This is a genomic window from Erythrobacter donghaensis (genome assembly GCF_002155425.1).
Lineage (GTDB): Bacteria > Pseudomonadota > Alphaproteobacteria > Sphingomonadales > Sphingomonadaceae > Erythrobacter > Erythrobacter donghaensis.
This window is the reverse complement of the sequence record NZ_MUYG01000011.1, coordinates 70,912-95,973: the sequence shown is the minus strand read 5'-3', so window position 1 is coordinate 95,973 and position 25,062 is coordinate 70,912. Positions and strand designations below refer to the sequence as shown.

Here is a 25,062-nt window from a genome sequence, read left to right as displayed (position 1 = left end):
GTCAACCGTTGCGCAAGCTGAGTTCGCGCAAATCCTGCACCGGCACTTCGCTCTCGTCCGAGAAGGCGAACAGACGGTGGCCGAGCGGATATTCGCCCATCGCGTCTTCCTGCCAGCCGGTGGCGGTGCCGCGCACCAGCGCCGCATCATCCGCGGCCTCGCTGCCGGGATAGCGCAGCGGGATGAACCCGGCGACGCGCGCGCCTTCGACTAGGCCGAATTCGGCCTGGATCCAGACCGTGTCGCGCAGATCGGACGGCGGCGTGATGGTGAGACTTTCGAGCGCGCAGAACGGCATCAGGCCATAGCGCCCGGCGATGATCGCCTCGGTCACCGGGCCCAGCCGGGGATCGGCATCGGCGATCCAGTCGAATTCGAGGGCGGCATCGGTCGTGCCGGCGGTGGTCGGTGCCGCGTCGAACACCTGCGCATAGAGCGCATCGGCCTCGGCGTTGCCCTGCTGGCGTGCCTGCAAGGCCGCCGCGAGCGTTTCGCCCCATTCGACCGGGTAGAGCATGGGGGCAGGCTGGGTGCCTGCAAAGACCGCGGCGCGGGTGGCCTCGGCGGTGATGCACTGGGTGTAGGCAACCGCCAGCATCCGCGCTTCGGGATCGAGCTTCGCCAAGGTGTCCAGCTGCGCCTTGGCCCTGTCCCATTCGCCGAGCAATGCACACATCTGAAACAGGAACATGCGAACCCCGACATCGCCGGGGTTCGCACGCACTTCCTCGATAAGTTGCTGGCGGGCAGCTGCAACATTGCCCGAGACAAGCAGTTCGTCAGCCTTGACCATTGTTTGTCTCGATGCCCCCCAGTTTGGCCGATTAACCGGCCTTGTTCAGCAGGACGTCGAAGTAGCCCTGGACCTTGCCGCTCGAAGTGCCCTTCTCGTCGCGCTGGTCGTAGATCTGGGTGATCTTGGCGTAGGTCAGCGTGCCGTTTTCATAGGCCTCGCCCGAAGCGGCGAAGGAGTAGGAATTGAGCACGACGTTCTCGAGTTCATACTTGAGGAAGTCGATCTTCTTGTCGTCGCCGACATTCGCCTGGAACGCGATCGTGCCCTTGGGAATGACCTTGCCCGAGGCGCAGGCCTTGAACAGCGCGACCGAGGTCTTGTCGACTTCCTTGCCGAACGCGATGTCGCCCATCAGCGCCTGGCCCTTCGAGACCGTCTTCGAGGCGTTGTTGTAGGACGAGGTGTTGCTGGCGGTGAAGCTGCAGCTCGCCAGCTTGATCTCGTTCTTGTGACCGTCGTCCGTCGCTTCACCCTCGATCCCGTCGAGTTTCAGAAAGATTGAAACTTGCATGTCTGTTCTCCGTTCCTCTGGAAATTTTTCGTATCAGAACAATTACTTCGTCAATTGCCCTTGGGCAGCTGCGACACCATGCTGACGCTCACATCCATGCCTTCCAACTGGTGGTGGGGCACAAACAGGAAGCGGCTCTTGTAATAGCCCGGATTCTCGGGATCCGGTTCAACCGTCACCTCGGCCCGCTTCAGTGGCAGGCGCGCCTTGGTTTCTTCGCCGGCCGAATCGGGATCGGCCGTGACATATTGGTGGACCCAGTCGCTGAGGTCAGCCTGCAATTGCGGCCCCTCGCGCGTGCCGCCGACCCAGTCGCGCACCATGCACTTGAGGTAATGCGCAAAGCGGCAGCTGGCGAACAGATAGGGCAGGCGCGCCGCCAGCTTCGCGTTGGCAGTGGCGTTGGGATCGTCGTACTTGGCGGGCTTGTGCACCGTCTGCGAGCCGATGAAGGTCGCGTTGGTGGTGCCCTTGCGGTGGATCAGCGGGACCAGTCCGAGCTCCGACAGTTCCGCCTCGCGCCGGTCCGAAATCGCGACTTCGGTCGGGCACTTCTGGTCGACCCCGCCATCATCGGTGGGGAAGGTCGAGAGCGGCAGATCTTCCAGCGTGCCGCCGGATTCCACCCCGCGGATGCGCGTGCACCAGCCATATTCACGGAACGCGGCGTTGATCCGCACGCCGAGCCCGTAGGCGGCATTGATCCACAGGTGCTTGTCGTGCTCGCCGTCGGTCACTTCGTCGAACTCGAAGGCGTCGATCGGGTTGTCCTTGACCGAGAAAGTCGGCCGCCCGAGCATCCGCGGCATCGTCAGCGCCAGATACTTGCTGTCGTCCGAGCTGCGGAAGGCGTTCCATGCCGCATGGTCGGAACTGTCGAAGCGGTTGGCGAGATCGCGCGGATCGGAGACCTCGGTCCAGCTGTCCATGCCCAAGAGGTTCGAATCCGCCGCCGAGATGATCGGCGCATGGCTCGCCGCACCGATCCGGGCGAGGCCCTTCATGATGTTGAGATCCTTCGACGAATGGTCGAAATACATGTCGCAGATGAAGGCGCCGAAGGGGGTGCCGCCAAGCTGGCCGAATTCGGATTCGTAGATCTTCTTGAACAGCGGGCTCTGGTCCCACAGCGTGCCGCGATACTGCTTGAACATCGAGGACAGTTCCGCCTCGGCGATGTTCATCACCCGCACCTTGAGATCCTGACCGGTCTCGCTCTTGGAGACCAGATAATCGAGCCCGCGCCATGCCGATTCCAGCGCCTGGAATTCGGGATGGTGGAGGATCGCATTCATCTGGTCAGAGAGCTTGCGGTCGATCTCGGAGATCATGCCGTCGATGGTGGCGAAGACATCGTCCCCCATCTTGACCGCGCCAGCCAACGCTTGCTGCGCCAGCGTCTGCACCGCCTGTTCGATCTGGCTGCGCTTCTGATCGTCGCGCGGCTTGAAGTCGCGCTGGATAAGCTCGGCGAAATCATCGACCGAGATGGTCTCTGCGACCTGTGCTTGATCCAGTTTCGATGGATCCGATGCCATCATTCCCTCCGTTACGAACGCGAAAAATGTGCCCGGGATAGGGCGGCCGGACGAACCGGATTATTCGGCTGAGTCGGGCGCAGCCGGGGTTTCGGCAGCTTCGGCCTTGGCCGCGCTGAGCGCCTTGAGCAGGTTTTCGTCCTGCATCACCTTTTCGAGCAGCTCGGTGGCGTTGGACTTGCCATCGATCGCGATCAGCAGATCGTTGAGCTGGCGACGCGCTTCGAGCAGCTTGGCCAGCGCGGGCACCGCCTCGGCAACCTTGCCGGGGTCGAAATCTTCCATCCGCTTGAAGGTGATATCCACCCCGAGCTTGCCTTCCCCCTCGATCGCATTGTCGACCAGGAAGGAGGCGCGCGGCGCGATGGCGGCCATGCGCTTGTCGAAATTGTCGACGTCGAATTCGAGAAAGTCGCGGTCCTTGAGGTCTTTCTTGGCGACCTCGCTCTTGCCGGACAGGTCGGAGATCACCCCCATCACGAACGGCAATTCGACCGATTTGCGCGCGCCGTAGGTTTCCACGTCGTAAGAGATGTGCACCCGCGGCTTGCGATTGCGGCTGATGAACTTCTGACCGGAATCCGACATTATCTTCCCCCTCTGATCGACCACGCGAGCGCCTTGGCACCAAAGCCCGCGACTCGCCCCGCGGACCGAATTAAGATCTGATCAACCATGATCATTCCACATCGCGCCGCTCCAGCAAAACACTTTTAACGTCATCGAGGCTGCCCGGGGCAATGTCTTCAAGGATTTCCATGAAGTCTTTGTTCACCCAGCTGCGCAGCCGCGCCATCGCCAGCCGAACCGGATGGCCCGGTTCGGCGCGGGCGTAATATTGCTCGATCGCGCCGAGCGCGCGCACGACATCGTCGCGCGATTTGACCGCGCCGCCGAACGCAGGCCCGCCGCCGACACCAGCAGCCTCGGCCAGATCGCCGGCGTCGCCCTCGGCATCGTCTTCCGCATCCTCGCTGCCTTCGGGCGCGTCGAGCCCGGCGAGCGCGAGATAGGCCTCCTCGACCGCGAGAATGGTGTCGCGCACCGTGCTGAAATCGGGGCGATCCGGCAGATTGTGTTCGCGCAGCAGCCCTTCGATCCGGTTCAGCAGATCGAGCATCGTGCGCAGCTGCGCAGCGACTGCGGCCTTGCCCTCGTCATCCAGCTGGTCGAGCGTCATCCGCACTTCGATAAAGCTGTCGGACGCGCCGCCGTTCTGATGGGCGTCGAGCAGCTGCTCCGCCTTGATGCTCGACCGGCTGCCGAGCACCAGCGGCAGGCCAAGGAAGGGCATGGCAAAGGCCCCGCGCCCGGCGATGTCCTGAAAGATCGGCGCGCGCAGGCGGCCACCCGGATCATCGAGCACCGGGTGGACGTGATCCCACTGCTCTTCCAGCAGCCGGGCCGCGAATTCGAGCCCCTGAAGCACGATCTCGGGATCGCTGCGCACAAAGCCGCAGCGGGCATAGCTAACCGCCAGCCACAGATCCTTCGTCTTGTCGCACAGCCCTTCTATCTCGTCGAACAGGTCGCGCCAGTTGACTGGCGGCGGCCCCGGCTCACCCTCGGCGAGCGGAGACACCCCGGAATCGATCGGGAAATTGTCGTCGAACGCGGCGCGCAGCGTGTCGAACGCGACGCTTTCGTCCATATCCTCGCCGCAGGGCTGGTCGTCAGAGACGGGCGCCAGCAGCTCTTCGATCGATTTCACCCGCTTTGCCCCCCGGCCAGTAGTGTCAGTTGACGACGACTACCTCGACCCGGCGGTTGACCCCGTGATTGGGATCATAGCCTTCGATCAGCTTGGTTTCGCCATAGCCGACCGCCTGAATGGCATCTTCGGGCACGCCAAGATCCACCAGCACCTTGCGCACGGCCTGAGCCCGCTCATCCGACAGCTTGAGGTTGGTGGCATCGTCTCCGGTAGCGTCGGTGTGCCCACCGATCTGGATGACCCGCTTGTTCCCGGCCGCAGCCGCATCGCGCATCACGTTGGCGAGCGCGCGGATATCGGACATGTTGCCGGTTTCGATATCGGCAGACCCGCGGCGGAAGGTGACGAACAGGTTGGCGCGCCCTGCGACCGACTCGGGCGCATCAACGGCAGCACCGCCGGTCATCCCGCGCCCGGTCGACAGTTGCCGGCGCTCTTCACGCAGCCGGGCCTTGGGAGCGGGCGCCGGCGCGGTGGACTTCACCGAGGACTTTGTCTTCGGCGCGGCAGGCGCGGTTGCGCTCGTATCGAAGCGGCGGACCGGTTCGCCGACGATCGATTCGCCGACAACGCGTTCACCATCTTCACAAATATTGTCGATCACACAGCGCCACTTCTTGACGTTGTCGGCATCCTGCGCCGCGTCGGCGGATGCCGGAACCGAGGTCGCCACGCAGAGCCCGGCGGCGGCAGCAAGGATAGAAAAACGCACCTTCATCGTTCGGCTCCAATCGAAAAGCTTTATCAGGTTGGGGCAGGTTTGCCCCTTGCGACCAGACCGATTTGGCATTTGTCTTTTGTTGACCTTGCGGTAACACTTCGCCCCAAGAGTTACAAGCTGAACAAGATCGGCCCGTCCCCTTTTGGGAGACTTGGTCGGCGCTGAAGCCGGGTTGCGCCACGTTACAAACTTGGTTGTGGGGGGGGCATTCGCGATGACATCGGAATTTCGCGAAGTACGAATGACGGTGAATCTCGGCGACGAGCAGGTCGAATATGTCGCCATGTCGGCGCGCGAGGAGTTGTCGAACCCCTTCGAGATCGACCTCCAGATCGTCGCCACCCTGAGCGAGATCGATCTTGTCCCGCATATCGGCAAGCCGGTTACCGTCACGATCCTGGAAGGTGCGGATGTCGCGCGCCATTTCAATGGCTTGCTTGCCGAAGCCAGCCATCTCGAAGAAGACGGCGACGGGTTCCACTACAGCCTTTCGCTGCGGCCCTTCACCTATTTCATGGAGAGTCGCCAGAACTTCGCGATCTTTCAGGAAAAGACCGTCATCGACATCATCAAGGATGTCTTCGGGGCCGCAGCAATCACCGACTACGAACTGCGCGTGACCGAAAGTTACGAGCCTTTCGAATATTGCGTGCAATATGCGGAAAGCGATTTCAACTTCCTGTCGCGTCTGATGGAACAGGAAGGCCTATATTATTTCTTCGAACATTCCGAAGACAAGCATCTGCTGGTGATCTGCGACAAGGCCAGCACCCACAAGCCGGGCAAGGACGACACCATCGCCTTCAACGCCGCGGCCGGATCGTCGCAGGCCTATCGCGTCAGCGATGCGCTTGGCGGGTTTCACGCGCTGCACGTGTGGACCGAGCGAATCGGCAGCACCGGGCACGAGCAGGTGGCTTTGCGCGGCTATGACTTCAAGAATCCGGTCAAGCCGGTGGACGGCAAGGCTGCGGACGAGTGCCAGCACGCCTGCGATTCGCAGGAGCACTACGACTACCCCGGCCAGTTCATCACCGCAGACCGAGCCAACCGGCTGAGCAAGGTGCGGCTCGAGGAATTCCGCGCGCTGCGCCGCACCTTCATCGGGCGCACCAGCGCCAAGAGCCTGTGCGCGGGGACCACCATCAACGTGGCGCACCATCCCACCGCACGGCTAAACGGCGAATATCTGATCATCGCCACACATCACGCGATGGCGCCGGAGACCTACAAGACCGGCACCGCCGATGAGGACGCCGACGACATCCGCTTTGTCGCCATCCCGGCTGCCACCCAGTTCCGCGCGCACCGCCGTACCCCCAAGCCGCGCGTGACCGGGGTCGAGTCCGCGATCGTCACCGGCCCCAAGGGCGAGACCATCTACACCGACGAATATGGCCGGGTGAAGGTGCGTTTCCACTGGGACCGCGCCAGCACACCGGACGAGAAATCGACCTGCTGGATCCGCGTCTCGCAGACCGGCGGGCTCGGCAATGTCATTCTGCCGCGCGTCGGCCACGAGGTGCTGGTCGATTTCCTCCACGGCGACCCAGATCAGCCGGTGGTGGTGGGCCGCGTGTTCAACGCCGAGCACATGCCGATCTACCCGCTGCCCGCCAACAAGACCCGCGCGGTGTGGCGCACGCTGACCTATGGCGAGCAGAGTGCCTATTCGCAGGCCGAAAAGCTCGACACCGGCGAGCCCAAGGCCAACGAGATCCGCTTCGAGGACAAGGGCGGCAAGGAAGAACTGTTCATCCATGCCGAGCGGGACATGAATGTGCGCGTGCGCTACGACACCAGCACCCATATCGGCCACAACGAGGAGCTGAAGGTCGGCTATGACCGCCAGCGTTACGTCAAGAACGACGAGAAGGTCACGATCGACGGCAATCGCAAGTACACGCTCAAGAAGAACGAAGACAACACGATCACCGACGGCAATCGCAAGACCACGCTGAGCAAGGGCAATGACACGCTGACGCTCGACATGGGCAATCTCACGATCACCACCAGCAAGGGCAAGGTGAAGATCGAGGCGATGCAGTCGATCGAGCTGATCGTGGGGCAGACCTCGTTCAAGCTCACGCCGACCGGGGCGACGCTGACCTCGCTGATGGTCAACATCAAGGGCAACGCCATGACCGAGGTTTCCGCGGGCGGGGTTTTGACCGAGAAGGGCGCGCTGATTAAGATCAACTGATCGCCGCGCCCGGCGTCTGATAGGAAACGCAAGCCAAGCCATGACCGAATGGACCGTCGTCTTCTGGAGCAATGCCCGCCAGATCGCCGAGGAGGCGAAGCTGCCGCGCGCGCTCTTGCCTGCCGCCGACGTCGCGCCCGATGCGTGGTTCCGCAGCCTGCGCGATGCGCGCGAGGTGACCGCGGCGATCGCCTATGTCGCCGCAGCCCTGCCCAAGCTCGAAGCGATCGAATGGGGTCTGGCGAGCCTGCCGCCGCTGGAGCGCGATGCTCCGGATTACGCCGCGCGGATGCTGCTGCGCGATTCGGCGCGGCGCTGGCTGCACGAACCCGATGACGAAAACCGCCGCGCGATCGAACGGCTGACCCAGACCGCCGATCAGGAGTGGCCCGAAACGCTGATCGGGCTGGCGATCTTCTTCTCGGGCGGATCGATCGCGCCCGAAGACGGCCCGCCCGTTCCGGCCGAACCGGGGCTGCCCGGCCAGCTCGTCGCGGGCGCGGTGCAGATCGTGGTGGTTGAAAGCGCGATCGCCGATCCGGGCCTCGCCGACCGGGTGCTCGATCTTGCCGATCGCTTCGCTACCAGCGGACGGGAGGCGGCCGCTCCGGCATGACTCTGACGCTACGGATCATCAACAGTGACGTCCCCAATTCCGGTGCGAGCCCCGAGCTGGTGCTCAACAGCCGGGGGGCGAATATCGGACGGGCGCTGACCTGCGAATGGGTGCTGCCCGACGATAGCCGGGTGGTGTCGAGCCGCCATTGCGAGGTGCAGTTCCGCGAGAACGCCTATTTCCTCGTCGATTATGGCAGCACCAACGGCACCTTTGTCGGCCAGTCCGATCAGCCGCTGGCGGGCGCGCACCGGATCGCGCCGGGCGACCGGTTCCGGATCGGGCCTTATACGATCGAGGCGCGGCTGGCGGGCGCGGCCTTGCAGCAGCACGAGAGCGAAGTCGCCGATGCCGCCGCCGCGGTGCAGGGGACGGGCTATGGCGACTGGCACGATGTGCCGGGCGCGCGGCCCTCGGCACCGCCCGCGCCGCCGCCCTCGACCGACTTCGGCGGATGGGACTTGCCGCAGGCCGCCCCCGACAAGGTTTCGGTATGGTCCGAAGACACCAATCGCGGCACTGGCGGGCCGAGCGCGGATGACATCTTCGGCAATTTCACCGCCAAGAACGAAGTCGACTGGAACAATGCCGCCTGGTCGGTCGATCCCGATTTCGATCCCTTCGCCGATCCGCTGGCCGAGTCTTCGGGATTCGCGCCCCTGCCGGGCAGCGCGACCCCAGCGCCGGGAGCGGGCGATCCTTTTGCGCCGCTGGGCGGGGGCGGCGGGGCGGCAGAGAGCCGCGATCCCTTTGCGCCGCTGCCGGGCGCTGCGGCCCCGGTGCCTGCGCCAGTGCCACCAGCGCCGCCCGCAGCCGCGCCGGGCGGCGGCTTTGCGCCCTTGCCGGGTAGCGTGCCGCCTTCGCCACCTGCGCCGCCGCCTGCTGGTGGTGGGAGCTTTGCGCCGCTCGACCCGGCCGCCCCACAAGCAACGCCGCCGTCCGCAGCGCCTTGGCCCGATCAGCCGGCGAGCCCGCCGCCGCCCGCGCCTTCCGCCGACCCGTGGGGCCAGCCCGCTGCCGCACCGCCCCCGGAACCGACCGCTGTGCCGACCGCCGCACCGCCGATGCGCGTCCGGCCCTCGCCGGTCGCCGACGCGCCCGCACCGCTGTCCGATGCCGTGTTCGGAGCGTTGCTGAGCGAATTGGGCGTGCCCGCCAGCCAGCTCAAGCTCAGCCCTGAGGAGACCGCCGCCAAGACCGGGCGGATGCTGCGTCACCTGATCGCCGGGCTGATGATCCTGCTCGAAGCCCGCGCCCGGGCCAAGGAGGAGATGGGCGCCGCCGGAACCGCGCTCAGCTTCGATGGCAACAATCCGCTCAAGTTCGCGCGGAATGTCGATCAGGCGCTGGCGATGATGCTCAACCCGCACCTGCGCGGTTACATGGAGGCCGAGGACGGGATCGAGGAGGCCTATCGCGACCTGCAAGCCCACCAGATCGCTACGCTGAAGGCGATGCAGGGCGCGCTGCGCGAGACGCTTGGGCGCTTCTCACCCACCGCGATCAAAGCCCGCACCAAGGAGCAGGGCCTGCTCGCCAAGGTGCTGCCCGGCCAGCGCGAGGCGGCCTTGTGGAAGGCCTATGAAGCGCAGTTCAGCGGCGTGGCAGAAGGCTCGGCCGAAGCCTTCCTCGAAGTCTTTTCGCGCGAGTTCCGGCGCGCTTACGAGGAAACCAGCAGCCGCCCGCGCTGAATCACCGCTCTAACCCGGCTGGCGGTCGGCGACCTGGAACCACACCGCGTCCACCGTCCAGCGCCCGGCTTTCGCCCCTTCGCGGAACCGCTGCGGCCAGCCCGCATCGAAGGTGGTGATGTCGCGCGGTAGCGGGCTGTCGCTGGACACCGCGACCACCCCGACATTTTCCTGCCCGCTGTGCGACAGGTTGTAGGGCAAGGCGAAGCTCACCCCGTCGGCGGTCATCGTCCCCTTGAAGCGCGCCACCAGCTCGCGGGTGACCTTACCGTCCATGATTTCGGGAGCGCCCTTGTCGTAGACGAAGATCAGCGCGGTCTGGCGCGGTGGGGCCGATCCGGTGATCTGGATCAGCACCTTGGCGTGCGGCTTGGGCTCGGTCGGTCCGGTGCTGGTGTCGTAGGGCTCGTTGCGGATTTCGTAGGACAGCTGCGGCGTGGCGATTCGCACCGTGCCGCCGCGCGCGTCGCGCAGCGCATCGAGCACCGCGCAGGTCGATTGCGGGAAGGTCAGCACATTGCCGAAATCGAGCGTTGAGGCGCTTGCACCCCCGCTCTGAAGCGCCTTGGCGACCTGCGTCTGAGCCTCGGCGGGCACAGCTGCCGCACCGGTGAACTGCGCCGCGCCGCCTTCCGCCTTGGCCAGCGAGAGCCATGAACAGGGCACGCCCGCGCTGGCTTGCTGCGCGAGGCTTGCAAATTGCGGCGTCCCAGGGGTGATCGCGGGGGCTGCCGGAGCCGCATCGGCGACAGGTGCCGAGGGTTCGGTATCCGGGCCGGGCTCGGGCGTGTCGCTCCCGCCGAGGCTCATGACCACCACCAGCGCCACGACCGCCACCAGCGCCGCCACGCCGCCGCCGATCAGCAGCGGAAGGCGGTTCTTGCCTTCGCCTTCGGACGATGATTTGCCGAGACCCGTCTTGGTCGGAGGCGGCGGCGGGGTAGGCGGCACCAGCTGGGTGCCCCCGCCATATCCGGCCACGCCGATATCGGGCACCACCCCGCCGCTGATCGCCCCGCTGGTCAGCAGCACATTGAATTCCGCCATGGATTGCGGACGCCGCGCCGGATCAGGCTGGAGCGCTGCGGCAAAGGCGGAGCGGAACGGTGGGGGAATGTCCGACAGGTCGGGCACGTCCATGCGCTTGCGCACCGCATCGGCCATCGATCCGCCCATGTCCGAACGCTTGCCTGCCACCACCGCGCGCAAGGTCAGCGCGAGGCTGTAGATATCGGTCCAGGGCCCGACATTGCGGCCATATTCGCCCAGCTGTTCAGGCGCGACATAGCCGAGCTTGCCCGCGAACCCGTCCCCCACGATCGTGCCGCTTTGCCCGCGCGCGTCCTTGGCGATGCCGAAGTCGATGATCTTGGGCCGCCCCGGATCGCCGTCCACCAGCAGGATGTTATCGGGCGCGATATCGCGATGGATCGCACCCAGCGTGTGCGCCGTCCCCAGCCCTGCCGCGAGCTTTTGCGCGATCGCGAGGAATTCCGCGTCGGTCAGCTTGAGCTGGCCGAGCCGTTCCTCGAGATTGGGGCCGGGGATGAACTCGGTGACGATATAGGGCCGCCCCTCGCTCTCCCGCGCGGCGAGGCGGTATTGCACGATCGCTTCGTGGTTGAGCCGGGTGAGCGTCGCGCCCTCGTTGGCGAACATCGCCGCGACCAGTTCGTCCTCGGCCATGTGCTGGAGCATGACCTTGACCGCCACCCGGTCATCGAGCTGGTGGACATTCACCGCCTCGTAAATCTCCCCCATCCCGCCGCGCGCGATGAAGCGGGTGATGCGGTAGATGCCGTTGAGCACCGTGCCATCGGCAATCTGTTGGCGCGAGCCGCCTCCTCCGGACGGGGGCGGAGGGGGAGGCGGCGAGGCAGGCGGGGGCGAAGACGCAGTCGGGGGCGCAGGCGGCGCGGCCGGGGATGGCGGCGAGGGCGCGCTGCCCTTGGGCTGATAGACCGTGCGGTCTTCCTCTTCGGGAGGCTTGCTCATGGTCAGAAAGCCCCGATCTCGATCACGATGGCAGTCACATTGTCCGGTGCCCCGTGGGCATAGGCGCGCTCGATCAGCGCATCAACCGCACTTTGCGGGCTGTCGGCCTCGATCAGCGCGCGGATTTCGGCGTCGGAGACGGGGCCGCTCAGCCCGTCGCTGCACAGCAGGAACCGGTCGCCGGGCTCGATCTCGTCCTTGATGATATCGACCTGAAGCTCCGGGCTCACGCCCAGCGCGCGGGTCAGCACGTGCGACATCGGGTGGCCGACGGCATCGGCGGGGGTGAGAATGCCCTCGTCGATCAGATCCTGCACATGGGTGTGATCGACCGTCAGCTGGAACAGCCCACCGCGCCGCATGATATAGGCGCGGCTGTCCCCCACCCAGCCGACCGCGAATTCGCGCCCGCGCAGGATCAGGCCGACTGCGGTGGTGCCCATGGTGCCCCCACCCTGCGCCGCGGCCTCGGCCTGGATCTGGCTGTTAACCAGCTGGATCTGCTCCGCGAAGCGATCAATCGCCGGATCGAAGGCGGCAGGTAGCGGTTCGCCGGCAAAGGCCAGCGCCGCCATGCGCGAAGCCGCCGCGCCGTTCTGGTGACCGCCCATCCCGTCGAACACGATCCAGAAGCTGCCCTCGTCATCAAGCAGCATCGAATCCTCGTTCTGCGCGCGCACCAGACCGGTTTCGCTGCGACCGGCGGCTCTGACGGGTATCATGGTCACACGAAGCATCCTTCTACCAGAGGCCAGGACGGCACCGAATCGGGCTCGGGCAGGCACGGCGGCGCACCTTCGGGGAGGAACCAGCGCGGCGCGGGCGGTGCCGCAGGAGGCTCCACTGCCGGAGCCAGCGCGGCGAGCGCGGCGCGCAGAGCATCGCTGTCCGATCCGTCGCTGACCGCATCGACCATCGCATCATAGGTGGATTGCAGCGGCACATCGGGCGCGGTTACCGCCAGCAGCGGGAAATGCCGCCCGACCGCATCGACGCTGGGGAGCAGCACCGCCGCGGCGCGGGCGCTCAGGAACAGCCAGGGGGCGGCGGTCTCGTAAGCCTCGACAAAGTCCGCGCCCAGCGCCTCCTGCGCGGCGGCGAGCCAGTCGCTCAGCCATTGGTCGAACGGCGCGCGCAAGGCCCCCGGCACGCCGCGGCTGATGAAATCGCCGTGCCCCGGCAGCTTGCCGAACAGCGCCGGACATTCGAGGCAGGCAGAGGCCACCGGCGCGCGGGTCAAAGCATCTGCGGACATTGCACCGACCACAGGCCGCCGCCGCTGAACGGATTGCGATCGGCCGGAAAGGAAATGCGGAACACCGCGCGCGCCGGGCCGGGGTTGAACTCGGCCTCCACCGTGTCATCCGTCACCGCCCGCACCCGCGCCCGCTCGAGCAGGCGGAACAGCGACCACGGCCCGCTTTCCGGCCGCTTCCAGGCGACCTGTTCGGGCGGGCCAAGGCCCTCGATCCCACCATTGGCGATGATTTTGACCTCGGAAGATTGCACCATTCCGCCGCCGAACTGCCAGGTCAGTTCCTGCACCTTGTTGTCATCGAGATCGAAGCGGAGCGCGATCCCACCGGTGCTCAGCTCAACCCGGTTCGCCTCGCGCCCCAGCTGCATCAGCTCCAGCCTGAGCGGCAGGCCCTCGCCGATGGTCAGCGCCAGCGCGTCGGCCTTTTGCATGTTCTTGGGCGTGGCGGGGCTGAAGCTGGCGGCGACCGGATCGCCTTCGGTCCAGCGCCAGTCCTCGCCGCTGCGGTCGAGATAGGCGTCGAGCCGGGTCTGGATGAACTGCGGCACCAGCCCGCCCGGCCCGAAGGTCGCGCGCACCTCACCCACCGCGGCATCCGTGGTGGCGACCTTCTGGAACGGGAACTTGTCGCCCACCGCCTGCTCGCAGGCCGGCTGGACCTGCTGGCTGTAGGCCAGCGTCGCCTCGCCCTGCAGCACAGCCACGCCCGAAGAGCTGCCGCCTTCGACCACGCCGTTGGCAAAGCCCTGCATGATTTCGGGGGCTTGCGTTGCGGCCGTTTTCAGTTCGCCCAGCACCGGGGCCAGCGCCTCGGCGGCGCTGCCGCCCGTCCCCGGCTGGCCCGAAGCGCTGACCGAGGAGAAGGTCTGGCGGACCGTATCGATGAAGGTCTTGATCTCGCCCGGCGCCTGCCCGGTGCCGGTCCAGGCGTTGAGATCGGCGAAGGCCATGGTGATCTCGCCATCGGCGGAACTCGCGCTGCTCCCGCTCGCCAGCTTTTCGCCGATCTTGCCGACCTTGGTCTGCTTGAGCTTGTCGAGCGCCAGCTTCTCGGCCTTGTCGAGCGGGCTCGGGTCCTTGAAATTGGTGTTCTTGCGCACTTCCAGCAGCACCGTGCGCAGCGGCGAGGGATCCTTGGTCAGCGCGCGGAAGGCCTGCGGATTGTTGAAGTAATCCGCCGCCTTCAGTGCACCCACCACGCCCTTCCACTGGGCGATGTATTCCTGCGCATAGATCGTGGAGATGCCCTGCTGCATCCCGCTCAGCTCACCCTCGATGCTGCCGGTGGTCTGGCCGAGCACCCAGGTCTCGTTCTTGAGATCCTGCGCCACATCGGCCCGCGCGATGGCATAGGACTGCTCGAACCCCTTGCGGGTGAAGAGATAGGGCACGCGGATCGCCAGCAGCGCATCGGGATCGGCGAAGGCCGCCGCATCGCCCGGTTGCAGCAGGGTCGCCATCTGGAAGTCTTCTTCCGGCTTGGCGGTCTTGGCGCGCAGAATCGCGAAGGCACGCTGCGACAGGCTCATGCTGCCCACCGCGGTACGCGCGGCGGCCACCAGCTCGCCATCGAGCGGCGCCTTGCCGCCAGCCCAGCCAGCGGAGATGTTGGGGTCCTTGGTCAGCGCATCGAGATGCAGCGCCAGCCGTTCGCGCACAGGCGCCATTTCCGCGCCGGGGAAGACCTCGCTCGCCCAGTCGGCGGCGACATGCTGACGCACCGTGTCGGGATCAATCCGCCGTCCGGGCGCACCGCCGCCGAGCATCAGATAGACCTTGAGCGGTTCATACAGCGCCAGCGGATCGGCCAGCTCGGCGCGCATCTTGTCTTCCAGCCGCAGCATGATGCGCGGCAGCAGAATACGCCGCAGGCCGATGTGATAGGCCTCGGCATTGCGCTGAGCGAGGCTGCTCTGGAACAGGCCGAAGCGGTTGAACAGCGACGGGCCGCCATCGGCCTGCGCCTGATAGCCCTCGGGCAGATCGCGCAGCGCATCGAGCAGCGGCAGCACCTGCTCGAGCGAGGCGTCGCTCGCCCCGATCCTGACCAGATCGAGGCGGCTCGAATCGATCTCGCCCTTGATCGTGTCAGCGGCCGCCAGCGTGTCGGACTGGAAGCCGCGGTTGCCGAGGAAGCTGACCGTCCACAGCCCCACCGCCAGCACCACCGCGGCGGCGAGCGCGACGCCGACGGCGGTGATCTGGCGCTGGCGCTTGCGTTCAAGCGCGGGGTCGGAGACCGGCATCCCGGCTTCCTTGAATACCACCTCCTGAAGCAGCCGGTTGAGGAAGAACGCCCGCCCCTCCTGCGCGCCGCCCGCCGCAGATGCGCCATAAGTCTTGCTCACCCCTTGCAGGATGCGGTCGATCGCGCTGCCATCCTGCGTGCCCGAGGTGAGGTAAAAGCCGCGCAGCCGCCCGCTCGGGCGATCTTCGTTGAGGAAGGCGCCTTCGATCAGCCGGAACAGCGCCGGGCGCAGCGCGAAGAGCTGGGCCGGAAAGCCGAGGATCAGGCCCCGGCGGCGGATGTCCTTTTCCTCCTCCAGCCGCTTGGGCTGGCGGGCGGCGACATCATTGGTGACCTCGTCGAAAGCCGAGGTGATGTCGGCCGACTCCAGCCGGGGCGCGATCGCCGGGAAGGTATGTCCGATCACCGCGCGCCGCCCGTCGACATCCAGATCGGCGAAATATTCCGTCATGCCGGCAAGCAAATCGGCCTTGGTGATCAGCAGATAGACCGGCAGTTCGACCTGCAACGCCTCGCGGATTTCGCGAAGGCGGCGGCGGATGATCGCGGCGTGATTGTCGATCACGCGCACGTCGCCGCGTTGCAGATCGTCCGCCGGGATCGCCACGAGAATGCCGTTCACCGGCTCGAACGGGCGGTGCTTGCGCAGCAATTCGAGCAGGCGCTTCCATCCGGCATTGTCGACCGCGCTGTCACTGTCCTGCGTGGTGTAGCGGCCCGCCGTGTCGACCAGCACGGCTTCCTCCGCGAAGAGGAAGTCGAGATTGCGCGTCCCCCCGGTGCCTTGCAGCGTGCGGTCGGCGAGCGGGAAGCGCAGGCCCGAATTCATCAGCGCGGTGGTCTTGCCCGCCCCCGGCGGCCCGATGATGACGTACCATGGCTGGGCATAGAGATAGCCGCGCTTGCCGCCGCCCGCTTCGCGGAGCTGCTTCAATGCGGCGGCCATCCGGCCCTGCACCGCGCCGGCCTCTTCGCCCGCCGCATCGGGCCCAGCCAGTTCGGCGGCGAGCGCCGCCTCGGCCTTCTTCGCGGCGCGGCGGCGCAGCAGGAACCACGCGAGCCACGCCAGCACCAGCAGCCCGGCAATCGTCAGCCGCACCCACAGCGGCTTCAGCGCGTCGATGAACAGCGGCAGGCCGAGGCACAGCAGCAGCGCGAGCAGCACCATCGTGCCAATCGAGACCGTCCACCAGTTGGTCAGGAACTTCTTCATTGCAATCTTGCCCCCGCCTGACGCCTAGTTGCCCAGCTCGACCACGAATTCGACCCGGCGGTTTTGCGCCTTGCCCTCCGCCGTGGCGTTGGAGGCGAGCGGGACGGTGTCGCCCAGCCCGACCACGGTGATCCGCCCGCCATCGCTGAGCTGCGCGCGCACGATCTGTGCGACAGTCTCGGCCCGGGCCTTGGACAGGGCGAGGTTGTCGGCAAATTCGATGGTGGGGCTGATCTTGTCGGAATCGGCATGGCCCTCGACCGTCACCGGCCCTTTCTCGAGCTCGATCGCCTTGCCGATCTTCTCGAAAATCGCCTCGCGTCCGGCAACCAGACTGGCGGCGGCGGGTTCGAACAGCGTGCCGACCGTGGTGCGCACCCGGTTGCCGTCGACCACCACCAGCCCGGCGGCGATTTCCTCGGCGAGGAAGGTCTTGAGCCGCGCTTCGGTGCCGCTGGGCGGCAAGGCAAGCGGCTGGGCCTGCCGGGTGAGCGCAACTGGCTCATCGGGGAACAGCCCCGCGACGCGGTTGTAGGCGTCCTCCCCGGTCAGCATCAGCGTGACGAAGAACACGAGGAAGACGAGGAAGCACAGCCCCGCCGCGAGTGCTGCGGCGAGCCCGATCACGCTCCAGAAATTGTGGCTCTTGCGCGGCGTCGGCGTGCCGCGCCACTGGCTGACGATCTCGCTTTGCGAGAGGCTGCGGACATGATCCAGCGCGGCGATGAGGCTCGCCATCACCTGCCCCTTGCGATTGTGCCCGTCAGGCATCGCGCGGGTGCGGCCTTCGAACCCGGCGGCAAGGCAGGCATGGAACAGCTCGATCAGATCGCGGTTGCGCGCCGGATCGCGCAGCACTTCGTCGACGAATTCCCAGAAGCGATCGCCTGCGATGTTTTCGCGGAAGAAGATCACTACCATGTTGCGCTGGGCCCATTCGGCCCCGCCTCCGCCGACGCCGGGCAGGTTCTGGGCGATATCGTCGATCGTGGCGCACAGGGCATATTTGGCGCGCTGCTTGACCGCGTCGGGGTAGACCGGCTGGATCGCCGCGTCGAAGGCGCTGATCGCTTCGGTGGCGCGGCGGTGGAACTCGCCCATCGATACCTGCCAGCGGCCCGATTGCAGCGCGGCGGCCATCGCCAGCACCGGCGCGGCGTGGGCCATCAACACATTGCGATCGCGCCGCGGCTGCGGGGGCTGGGGCACCGAATCGCTGAACTGCTCCTGCGCCAGCACCGGCTCGCGCGTCGCAGGCTGGCCCGGCGCGGCGCCGAAGGGGTCCTGCGCCAGCGGGCTGAAGCCTCCGCCCCCGCCACCGGAGCTACCCCCGCCCGGGCCCAATGGCGAAGCGCCCCCAGCGGGCAATCCCGCCGGGGGCGCGTTCTGATCCCAATCGCCCATCCCGCCTGAAAATCCGCCCTGTGCCGGGGGCTGGCCTGGCGCGGGTGCGGCGCCATCTCCGCCAGTTCCGGCACCGCGCTTGAGCGGCGAGGGGCGGAACACGGTCTTGTTGCGATCGTCGCTGGTCATTGCTTCTGCTTAACCGCCCACAGTTCGAGGTTGAGTTGCGGCCAGACGTCGGAGACGAACAGGCCCAGCGCCGCTGCATCGTAGACTTCCGGCCAGTCCGGCGCTCCGCGATCGAGTTCGAAATAGACATAGCCCGGCAGCGCATGAAGCTGGCCGGGCGGCGTGGTGACGTGCCGCAGCGGAATGCCCGGCAGCGCCGAGGCGATCAGCGTCGGCATCTTGGTGTTCGGCCCGATCTTGCACATCGCGGGGAAGCGCTTGCGGATTTCCTCCATCGACTTGGTCGAATCGGTCACCGCCAGGAACAGGAAGCTCTGGCGCAGCAGCGTGCGGTTCTTGATCACGTGCATGAACTGCCCCGGCCCCTTGCGGTCGAGCTTGAGCTGCTCGACCGAATAGGTGATCCCCGCCGACAGCAGCAGCTGCAACAGATCGATCACCGGGTCGAAGCAGGCCTGCAGGTTCTCGTGATCATATTTCGGCAGTTCGGGCGGACGCCGCTCCTTGCGGGTCAGCGTCGACAATTCACCCGCCATGGCCAGCAGATTCTCGAAGGCGCGTTCGGGATGGATCGCGGGCATGTGCGCGAGATGGCCGAGGATCGCGATCCAGCGATTGAGCGCCTGCAGCATCAGGAAGGCGCGGTAGGTGTCTTGCCCACCCTCAATCGTCTCGGCTGCGCGCAGGGCCAGTTCGGAGACCAGCTGATCGGCGCGTCCGATCAGGTCGGTGAGCACCGGGCGCAACCGGCAGGCCGCCAGATCGAGCGTCGGGGCGATGTAGCGATCGTCGAACACCAGCCGCTTGCCCGCCACTTCGCGGATGCGCGCCACGCCCAGCAGCAGGCGCCCCTCGGTCTCGTCCGGGGTGATGCCGTAGCGCAGGTTGGCGGTGCCCAGCTCGATCTCCTCGATCGTGCGCTCGCTGGCGAAATTGTCGCCGATCGAAGCCTCGGCCACCAGAAAGCGCGCATCGAGCGAGCCGCTGCCCGCTTCCATGAACTCCACTGCCCCCGCCGTGCGCGGCGGCAGGGTGAGATAGATCACCGCATCGCGGGTCTGCGGATTGATCGCCAGCGGGGCGGGCGCTGGCATATCGGCGGGGATGGCGAAGGGCGTGCCGTCGGGCATAACCCCGCGCGCCTTGCGGATCGCGAACTGGCCCAGCTCGGACAGGGCCTGATCGATCTCGATCTCGACCAGCCCCCACGAAAAGGGCAGCGCCCAATCGTGCCGCGCCGACACGAAGCTTTCGATGAAGCGATCCTGAGCCTGGAAGTGCTGCGGCCGCAGGAACATGCCCTCCCGCCACGCAACACGATTTCTATCGCTCATCCACTTGCCCCCTCATCCGCATCCAGTTAAGCATAGGACGCAGGCCAGATAAAGCGCGGCGTGCGTGCGCAGTAGCCTTTTCGATCAGCGTTGCTGCTCCGCGCTTTCATTCCCTGGGGGCCGGGAGTTGGAAAGCCGCCGCGATGGAGCCAGAATCCACCAGCTTCAATCCGCGCACCTGGGTGCAGCCCGGGGTGCCGCCAAGCGCACCTGAACCTGAGACACCGCCACCATCGTCCTCCCGCCGTCCGGCCATGCTGTGGCTCGGCGGAGGGGTCGCCGCAGTGCTGGCGCTGGGGGCGATCGCGGTGTTCGTGCCTTGGGGCGCGTTCACTGGAAAGCCGGGGGTCGAAGCGCACGAGGCCGCAGCCGCCGCCAAGCCCGCTGCTCCGACAGCACCCAAGTTCGAGACGATGATCTTCCAGGCCGCCGATCTGGCCCAGCTCAGCGCCAATCTCGAAGGCCTCGGCATTCCGGCGAGTGATGCAGGGCGCGCCGCGCGCGAAGTGATCGCCGCGCTCGGCACGATCGAGCCGATGATGGTCTCGGTCGAGCTCGACCGGGCCGGCGGCAGCCCCGCGATCCACGCGCTCAATGCCGAGCTCGGCAACGGCGCGACCGTACGGCTGGTGCGCGCGGGCCCCGACAGTTTCAAGCGCGAAAGCGTGGTCGAAACCGCACAGGTGCGCTTCCGCGAAGCGAGCGGGGTCTATGACGATTGCACCTTCTACGCCTCGGCGGTCGACGCGGGCATCCCCAACGGGCTGGTCAGCGATTTCACCCAGGCCTTCGCTTTCGACGTCGACTGGGCGCAGATCCGCGTCGGCGACAAGTTCCGCGCGGTGTGGGAGGAAACCGTCACCGCCAGCGGCCGCGAGGTCGAGCCGCCGCGGCTGGTTTCGGTCGAGTTCGAGACCGGCGGCGTGCGGCGCGTGTTCTTCGCCTATGTGCCAAGCAACGAGAACGTGCCGCGCTGGTTCGACGAGAAAGGGCAGGGCAACGCCCGCTCGCTAATGCGCACCCCGGTCGACGGCGCGCGCATCACCTCGAAATTCGGGCCGCGCTTTCACCCGATCTACAAGACCCCCAAAAACCACAACGGCGTCGATTTCGCCGCCCCCACCGGCACCCCGATCTATGCGGCGGGCAAGGGGACGGTGCTGTTCCGGGCGATGGCGGGGGGCGCGGGCAACCTCATCAAGATCGATCATGGCGACGGGCTTGAGACGCGCTACATGCACCTCGATGCCTTTGCCGACGGCTTGGCGGTCGGCGGCCCGGTGACGCAGGGGCAGGTGATCGGCTATGTCGGCACGACCGGCGGTTCGACCGGGCCGCACCTGCATTTCGAGATCCGGGTGGCGGGCGACTACGTCGATCCGCTCAGCTTCGAGAACACCGTGAGCGAGGCGCTGGCGGCGGACGAGCTCAGGATGTATCTCTCGCAGCGCAAGGCGACCATCGCAGAAATCTCGCAGAGCCCCAAGGTCACGCGGGCTGCGGCCGCGGTGGATGCGAGCTCGGTGCGCTGCCTGACGGATGACCTTCCGCCGTCCTGACACCGCCGTCCCACCAGTACCGCTTGCGCCCGCCCGGGCCGAGATCGATGATCACCGCTTCGATCCCCTGAAAGAACGGCCCGATCTCCTCGGGCGTCGCGCTTTCGGCAAAGGTCGCGAAGACCCGCGGATCCCAGAAGCGAAACAGCACCACATCGCCGAGCGGCAGGCGCGCGGTGGTGAACTTGCGCAGGTGGCGGCGCAGCGGCTTGAAGCCCAGCGGCGAGCGGATCGCCATTCCCCAAAACCGCCCGGATTCGTGCCGCCGCCACAGCTCGGGCAGCTGCTCGCCGGGCACGAGGCGCACCAGATGCGGCAGCGCGGCAAGGGTGTCCTCGGGGTAGTCAGCCTCGTAGAGGCAGGCATGTTCGCTGGCAGAGGCAATCAGCGGGTAGAGCCGCGGGTCGGCGGCCCCGTCCACCATTGCGAACCAGTCAGCCATGCAAGGCCGCCAATGGGATCATTGCTGGCAGATGCGGCAGAAGGGCTTGGCTTCCTTGTGCGCGCCGATCATCGCCTTGGTCTGAAGGTTGGGAGCCGAAAAGGGCACCGGCACGGCCATGCCCATGCCAGCCCCGCCACCGCCGCCGCCCGAATTGGCGCTGTCGCCGATCAGCACCGTCGGCGCGCCGCTGACGATCACGCCGCCATGCGCGGTGGTATCGCCGAGCCGCGCGGCGGGCAGGCTGCCGACCAGCACCGTCGCCGATCCCTTGACGATCACATCGGGCGGACCGACGCACACGCACATGTCGCTGATCCGCGCCTGCGGCATCATGCACGTCAGCACATTGGGCTGGCCCTTGATAACCGGCCCGCCGACATGCGGCACCGGCCCGGGATTGACCATCGGGCAGGTGTGCATGTCAGTGATGCGGGCGGCGGGCGGCATAACGTGGTCTAGCGTACAGCGACGCTGGCTGCACGTCCACTGAGCACCTGATTGTTGGTCTGGCCGACCACGAAGAACCCGGCCCAGTAGAACGGGTGCGAGGTCGAGGGATCGTTCAGCATGGTGCGCTGCGCCTGGTTGGTCGCCAGCACGATCGAACGGTCGCGCGCAGCGGCATAGAAGGCCGACATGAACACCTCGGACTGCCCCGCGTTCGACGTCTCCCAATAGGTCGCCATCACCGCGCGGCTGCCGGCCGCAAAGAACGATCGCACCAGCCCGTCGAGCGTGTCGCCCGGGCGGGCTTCTCCGGCGCGCAGCTGCGTGCCTTCGCCCACCTGCGAGGCGGTCTGACAGGCCGACATCACCACCAGATTGGTGTTGAGCCGCAGGCCCGCGATCTCGGCATAGCTCAGCAGCAGATCGGATTCGCCGGTGCCGCCGAACGAGGTCAGCAGGCCCGCCGGGAAATCGTCGCAATCGAACAGCCCCTCCGTCACGCCGTGGGTGGCGAAATGCAGGACCTGGTAATTGCCCAGTTCCCCGCCTTCCCCGCCAAGCCGCTGGAGTTCGGTGTCGGAGAACCGCGCGCCGCTCACCAGCGCAGGGGAGCCGGACAGGCCCAGCGCCGCCGAAACTTCGCTGATCTCGGTCGCGGCGATCGGCGAAAGGCGGTTGATCGTTCCGGCAAAGCGCGCCGCATCGACCCGGCAAGAGCCGATCGTCAAGCGGCCATCGGTGCCGATTTTCTGGTCACCCAAACCCACCGGCGCAGCCAGCCCCAGCAGCGGGCGCGGCGCGGCCGAGGGCTTGAACCCGCGCGAGGCGATGAAGCTCACCGGCGACATCGCCACCGAGGTCGACACCTCCTTGGCGAGGAAGGCGACCTGGCTATAATCCGACTTGTCGGTCTGACGGCGGAAGCGCTGTTCCGACGCATCGTCGGTCACCAGCATCGCCGCGCTGATGCCCGAGAACAGCCGCCCGCCATCGACCACCAGCTCAGTATTGCGCTTGATCTGATTGTCTACCGACCCGAACAGTTCGCTGTAGAGCAGGCTTGAGGCGGTAAGATCGAAGCCGGGGATCCGGTTGGTCTCGAAATCATAGGCAAGCGACGAGCGCAGCTTGGCGGTGAGGCGCAGCAGCGCATCCGACGTCGCGCGCGGGCGGATCGCATAGGCCCGATCGGAATCGATCAGAATGCCGAACACGCGGTCATTCATCACTGCCAGCCGGACATAGGCCTCGCCCGGCTTGAGCTTGGCCTGCAAATCGGTGAGTTCGGCCGGGCGGTCGAACACCTGCGCCAGCTTGCCATTGGCCGCCAGATCGGCATCGAGCACGGCGAACTTCTGGCGCGCGGCGCTCTGCTCGCTTTCGAGCGCGGCGATCCTGCTGGCTGCCGCCGCCGGATCGGGATTGGCGCGCGCATCGGCGATTTCGACCGGGATGGCCGCCAGCCGCCGCTCCAGCCCGTCGCGTTCGCGCAGCTTTTCGGCAATGCCCGGATCGGCCGAGACGATCTGCTGAAGCTCGTTCACCTGCCGCGCGGCACTGCTTTCGCCCGAGACCTGAAGCGCCGAGAAATAGCGTGCCGCTGCCGTCTTGTCGCCATTGGCCATGCGCCCGGCGAGGCTATCGAGATAGGGATGCAGCAACCCGGTCGTGAAGCCGCCACCTTCCTCGCGCGCGGCCAGCATCGCGTCGAGCGCATCGGAATAGGCCTTGTCGACCACACCCGCGGGCTGTCCGGCGCGGTTGATGATCGCCGCCCGGTCAAGCTTGAGCACCGCAATCGCCGGGTCGTTGGGGTTGAAGGAGGCGTCAGTTCCGTTGGGCAGCAACAGCGCGATGGCATCGTCATAGGACTTGATCGCGCTGCCATAATCGCCGCTGTCGGCCTGGACCCGGCCCAGCTGCCGCAGCAGCTTGGCATCGAGCCAGTAGAGCCCCTCCTTGTCGGCGCGCTGGGCATCAAGCAGAGCCTGCAACTCCTGCAACTCGGTGCGCGCATCGACGATCGCGGTCAGCGCTTCGGCGCGGTTGCCGAGCGCCAGCTGCGCGAAGCTGAGCGCCCACTTGCCCTGCACCCCGACCACCATCTCGCGCGCGAGATCGAGATTGGGCTGGGCAATGGCGGCGCGCGGGTCGGTCTTGTCGGTGCCGGGGTTGTTGAGCTGTGCGAAGACCGCAGGATCGGGCTGGCCCTGCGCCTGCGCCTGCGTTTCCTTCGCTACCGTGCCGAGAATCCGGCGCGCGTTGCCGAAATCGCGCTGGTTGAGCGCATGCAGACCGCGATAGGTTTCCAGCTGCGGGCGCAGTTCACGCTGCTCGGCAGGAGTCAGCTGCCGGATCACCGCCTCGGCCGCATCGATATTGATCGACGCGTTGCGGAAGAAGCGGATGTTGGAATCCGCCAAGCCCGCCTCAAGCAGCAGTTGTGCGCGCACCTTGTCCGAGGTGTCGGCCGGCAGGGTGCTGAGCTCATTGCGCAGGAAGCGCGAGGCATCGGCGCTCAGCCCGCGGAAGTTGAGCGAGGTCGCGCGCGCCAGCAGCGATTCGGCCGCCTCGCGCGGGCCGCTGGCGATCTGCCGGGAGGCAAGGCGCTCCGGCAGCGGTGCAAGTGCGGCCAGATCGACGGGGTTGCGGTTCGAGGTGAGTGCCTCACCCGCGCCCTGCCCGGTCAGCAGCAGCGCTGCCTGATAGGCCGCTCCGACAGCGTTGGGCGCCGCCGAAATCTGCACCATCGACCCGCGCTTGTCGGCATCGATCACCACGGTGGTGAACCCCAGCGCCGGGTCGAAGCAGCGCCGTGCCACCGCGCTGGCAAAGCCCGGCAGGCTCACGCTCTCGCCCGCGCCGCACTGCAGCCCGGCGCTCGCATCGCTGCGCGCCGCGGAGGACGGGAACAGCCGCACCCGCGCCAGCGTATCGGTGACAGCCCCCGCGCAGTTGACCGAGTAGATGTCGGCATATTTGAAGAAGCGGCCATGCGCCGGATCGGTCCAGTTGCGCGAGGCCGAGCAACTGTCGCCATTGGCATTGCGTCCGAGTTGCAGCGTCGTGGCCCCCGCATTGGCCTGCGACGCCGCCTGAGCACCGGGCTGGCCCTCAGCCTGAGCGCCAGCCTGAGCCAGGGTCGCCGAGGGCACCGTGGCCGAGAGCGACAAGGCCAGCACCAGCGCGCCTGTGCCAAGGATATTTCCGGTCCGCCGAACTGCCGTCATGTCGCTATCG

At 66.7% G+C, this 25,062-nt stretch carries 19 protein-coding genes; 4 read left to right on the top strand and 15 right to left on the bottom strand.

All coding sequences use genetic code 11. From position 1 onward, the window contains the following. Position 1 precedes the first annotated feature (1 nt). The 6 genes from BZF59_RS12070 to BZF59_RS12045 form a co-directional block, all read right to left on the bottom strand. A complete protein-coding gene (locus BZF59_RS12070) occupies positions 2-793 on the bottom strand; it encodes a type VI secretion system accessory protein TagJ (RefSeq protein WP_086608525.1) in 792 nt (263 codons plus the stop codon). Between the two features lie 31 nt (positions 794-824). Then, on the bottom strand, positions 825-1,307 hold the full coding sequence (locus BZF59_RS12065; RefSeq protein WP_086608524.1) for an Hcp family type VI secretion system effector: 483 nt from the start codon (positions 1,305-1,307) through the stop codon (positions 825-827). 50 nt (positions 1,308-1,357) lie between these two features. Beyond that, the gene (gene tssC / locus BZF59_RS12060) at positions 1,358-2,845 is read right to left on the bottom strand and encodes a type VI secretion system contractile sheath large subunit (RefSeq protein ID WP_086609183.1); all 1,488 of its coding nucleotides are present in this window, start codon (positions 2,843-2,845) and stop codon (positions 1,358-1,360) included. A gap of 60 nt (positions 2,846-2,905) precedes the next feature. Further along, a complete protein-coding gene (gene tssB, locus BZF59_RS12055; protein WP_086608523.1) occupies positions 2,906-3,433 on the bottom strand; it encodes a type VI secretion system contractile sheath small subunit in 528 nt (175 codons plus the stop codon). 91 nt (positions 3,434-3,524) lie between these two features. Continuing rightward, a complete protein-coding gene (locus tag BZF59_RS12050; protein WP_086608522.1) occupies positions 3,525-4,556 on the bottom strand; it encodes a type VI secretion system protein TssA in 1,032 nt (343 codons plus the stop codon). Positions 4,557-4,581: 25 nt separating this feature from the next. Beyond that, entirely contained in the window at positions 4,582-5,277 is a 696-nt protein-coding gene (locus tag BZF59_RS12045) for an OmpA family protein (RefSeq protein WP_158094312.1), read from the bottom strand. 217 nt (positions 5,278-5,494) lie between these two features. On the opposite strand from BZF59_RS12045, the gene BZF59_RS12040 reads away from it, so the two are divergent. From BZF59_RS12040 to tagH, 3 genes are read left to right on the top strand one after another with little or no spacing between them, the layout of a single operon-like run. After that, entirely contained in the window at positions 5,495-7,483 is a 1,989-nt protein-coding gene (locus BZF59_RS12040; protein ID WP_086608520.1) for a type VI secretion system Vgr family protein, read from the top strand. A 40-nt stretch (positions 7,484-7,523) separates the two neighbouring features. Continuing rightward, a complete protein-coding gene (locus tag BZF59_RS12035; RefSeq protein ID WP_086608519.1) occupies positions 7,524-8,099 on the top strand; it encodes a DUF6931 family protein in 576 nt (191 codons plus the stop codon). Continuing rightward, positions 8,096-9,790, top strand: a complete 1,695-nt coding sequence (gene tagH, locus BZF59_RS12030; RefSeq protein WP_086608518.1) for a type VI secretion system-associated FHA domain protein TagH — start codon at positions 8,096-8,098, stop codon at positions 9,788-9,790. Before BZF59_RS12035 ends, tagH begins: the two co-directional genes overlap by 4 nt. Positions 9,791-9,799: 9 nt before the next feature. Here the strand turns inward: tagH and BZF59_RS12025 are convergent, their stop codons facing one another. From BZF59_RS12025 to tssK, 6 genes are read right to left on the bottom strand one after another with little or no spacing between them, the layout of a single operon-like run. Beyond that, on the bottom strand, positions 9,800-11,785 hold the full coding sequence (locus tag BZF59_RS12025) for a serine/threonine-protein kinase (protein WP_086608517.1): 1,986 nt from the start codon (positions 11,783-11,785) through the stop codon (positions 9,800-9,802). Positions 11,786-11,787: 2 nt separating this feature from the next. Further along, on the bottom strand, positions 11,788-12,507 hold the full coding sequence (locus tag BZF59_RS12020; RefSeq protein ID WP_158094311.1) for a PP2C family protein-serine/threonine phosphatase: 720 nt from the start codon (positions 12,505-12,507) through the stop codon (positions 11,788-11,790). A 2-nt stretch (positions 12,508-12,509) separates the two neighbouring features. Continuing rightward, positions 12,510-13,010 (bottom strand): type VI secretion system-associated protein TagF, encoded by a 501-nt coding sequence (gene tagF, locus BZF59_RS12015; RefSeq protein WP_158094310.1) that lies wholly within the window; start codon positions 13,008-13,010, stop codon positions 12,510-12,512. An 11-nt stretch (positions 13,011-13,021) separates the two neighbouring features. Beyond that, a complete protein-coding gene (gene tssM / locus BZF59_RS12010; protein ID WP_086608514.1) occupies positions 13,022-16,504 on the bottom strand; it encodes a type VI secretion system membrane subunit TssM in 3,483 nt (1,160 codons plus the stop codon). 24 nt (positions 16,505-16,528) lie between these two features. Then, positions 16,529-18,037, bottom strand: a complete 1,509-nt coding sequence (icmH, locus tag BZF59_RS16500; protein WP_086608513.1) for a type IVB secretion system protein IcmH/DotU — start codon at positions 18,035-18,037, stop codon at positions 16,529-16,531. Further along, on the bottom strand, positions 18,034-19,371 hold the full coding sequence (gene tssK / locus BZF59_RS12000; RefSeq protein WP_086608512.1) for a type VI secretion system baseplate subunit TssK: 1,338 nt from the start codon (positions 19,369-19,371) through the stop codon (positions 18,034-18,036). The genes icmH and tssK overlap by 4 nt, the downstream gene beginning before the upstream one ends. A 143-nt stretch (positions 19,372-19,514) precedes the next feature. Between tssK and BZF59_RS11995 the strand changes: the two genes are divergently transcribed. Then, positions 19,515-20,930, top strand: a complete 1,416-nt coding sequence (locus BZF59_RS11995; protein WP_086608511.1) for a M23 family metallopeptidase — start codon at positions 19,515-19,517, stop codon at positions 20,928-20,930. Here BZF59_RS11995 and BZF59_RS11990 read toward each other — a convergent pair. Genes BZF59_RS11990 through BZF59_RS11980 form a run of 3 tightly spaced genes read right to left on the bottom strand, consistent with a single transcriptional unit; the run spans position 20,860 to position 25,052 of the window. Next, positions 20,860-21,372 (bottom strand): DUF4123 domain-containing protein, encoded by a 513-nt coding sequence (locus BZF59_RS11990; protein WP_086608510.1) that lies wholly within the window; start codon positions 21,370-21,372, stop codon positions 20,860-20,862. The two genes, BZF59_RS11995 and BZF59_RS11990, sit on opposite strands and share 71 nt — an antisense overlap. Before the next feature lie 18 nt (positions 21,373-21,390). Then, the gene (locus tag BZF59_RS11985) at positions 21,391-21,822 is read right to left on the bottom strand and encodes a PAAR domain-containing protein (protein WP_086608509.1); all 432 of its coding nucleotides are present in this window, start codon (positions 21,820-21,822) and stop codon (positions 21,391-21,393) included. An 8-nt stretch (positions 21,823-21,830) separates the two neighbouring features. After that, a complete protein-coding gene (locus BZF59_RS11980; RefSeq protein WP_086608508.1) occupies positions 21,831-25,052 on the bottom strand; it encodes a CHAT domain-containing protein in 3,222 nt (1,073 codons plus the stop codon). Positions 25,053-25,062: the final 10 nt, after the last annotated feature.

Coding starts and splice junctions, on each gene's coding strand:
- BZF59_RS12065 (WP_086608524.1), bottom strand. CDS start 1,307: ATGCAAGTTTCAATCTTTCTGAAACTCGACGGGATCGAGGGTGAAGCG.
- BZF59_RS12020 (WP_158094311.1), bottom strand. CDS start 12,507: ATGATACCCGTCAGAGCCGCCGGTCGCAGCGAAACCGGTCTGGTGCGC.
- BZF59_RS11995 (WP_086608511.1), top strand. CDS start 19,515: ATGGAGCCAGAATCCACCAGCTTCAATCCGCGCACCTGGGTGCAGCCC.
- BZF59_RS11990 (WP_086608510.1), bottom strand. CDS start 21,372: ATGGCTGACTGGTTCGCAATGGTGGACGGGGCCGCCGACCCGCGGCTC.
- BZF59_RS11985 (WP_086608509.1), bottom strand. CDS start 21,822: ATGCCGCCCGCCGCCCGCATCACTGACATGCACACCTGCCCGATGGTC.
- BZF59_RS12070 (WP_086608525.1), bottom strand. CDS start 793: ATGGTCAAGGCTGACGAACTGCTTGTCTCGGGCAATGTTGCAGCTGCC.
- BZF59_RS11980 (WP_086608508.1), bottom strand. CDS start 25,052: ATGACGGCAGTTCGGCGGACCGGAAATATCCTTGGCACAGGCGCGCTG.
- BZF59_RS12035 (WP_086608519.1), top strand. CDS start 7,524: ATGACCGAATGGACCGTCGTCTTCTGGAGCAATGCCCGCCAGATCGCC.
- BZF59_RS12025 (WP_086608517.1), bottom strand. CDS start 11,785: ATGAGCAAGCCTCCCGAAGAGGAAGACCGCACGGTCTATCAGCCCAAG.
- tssB (WP_086608523.1), bottom strand. CDS start 3,433: ATGTCGGATTCCGGTCAGAAGTTCATCAGCCGCAATCGCAAGCCGCGG.
- BZF59_RS12040 (WP_086608520.1), top strand. CDS start 5,495: ATGACATCGGAATTTCGCGAAGTACGAATGACGGTGAATCTCGGCGAC.
- tssC (WP_086609183.1), bottom strand. CDS start 2,845: ATGGCATCGGATCCATCGAAACTGGATCAAGCACAGGTCGCAGAGACC.
- icmH (WP_086608513.1), bottom strand. CDS start 18,037: ATGACCAGCGACGATCGCAACAAGACCGTGTTCCGCCCCTCGCCGCTC.
- BZF59_RS12045 (WP_158094312.1), bottom strand. CDS start 5,277: ATGAAGGTGCGTTTTTCTATCCTTGCTGCCGCCGCCGGGCTCTGCGTG.
- tagH (WP_086608518.1), top strand. CDS start 8,096: ATGACTCTGACGCTACGGATCATCAACAGTGACGTCCCCAATTCCGGT.
- tssM (WP_086608514.1), bottom strand. CDS start 16,504: ATGAAGAAGTTCCTGACCAACTGGTGGACGGTCTCGATTGGCACGATG.
- tssK (WP_086608512.1), bottom strand. CDS start 19,371: ATGAGCGATAGAAATCGTGTTGCGTGGCGGGAGGGCATGTTCCTGCGG.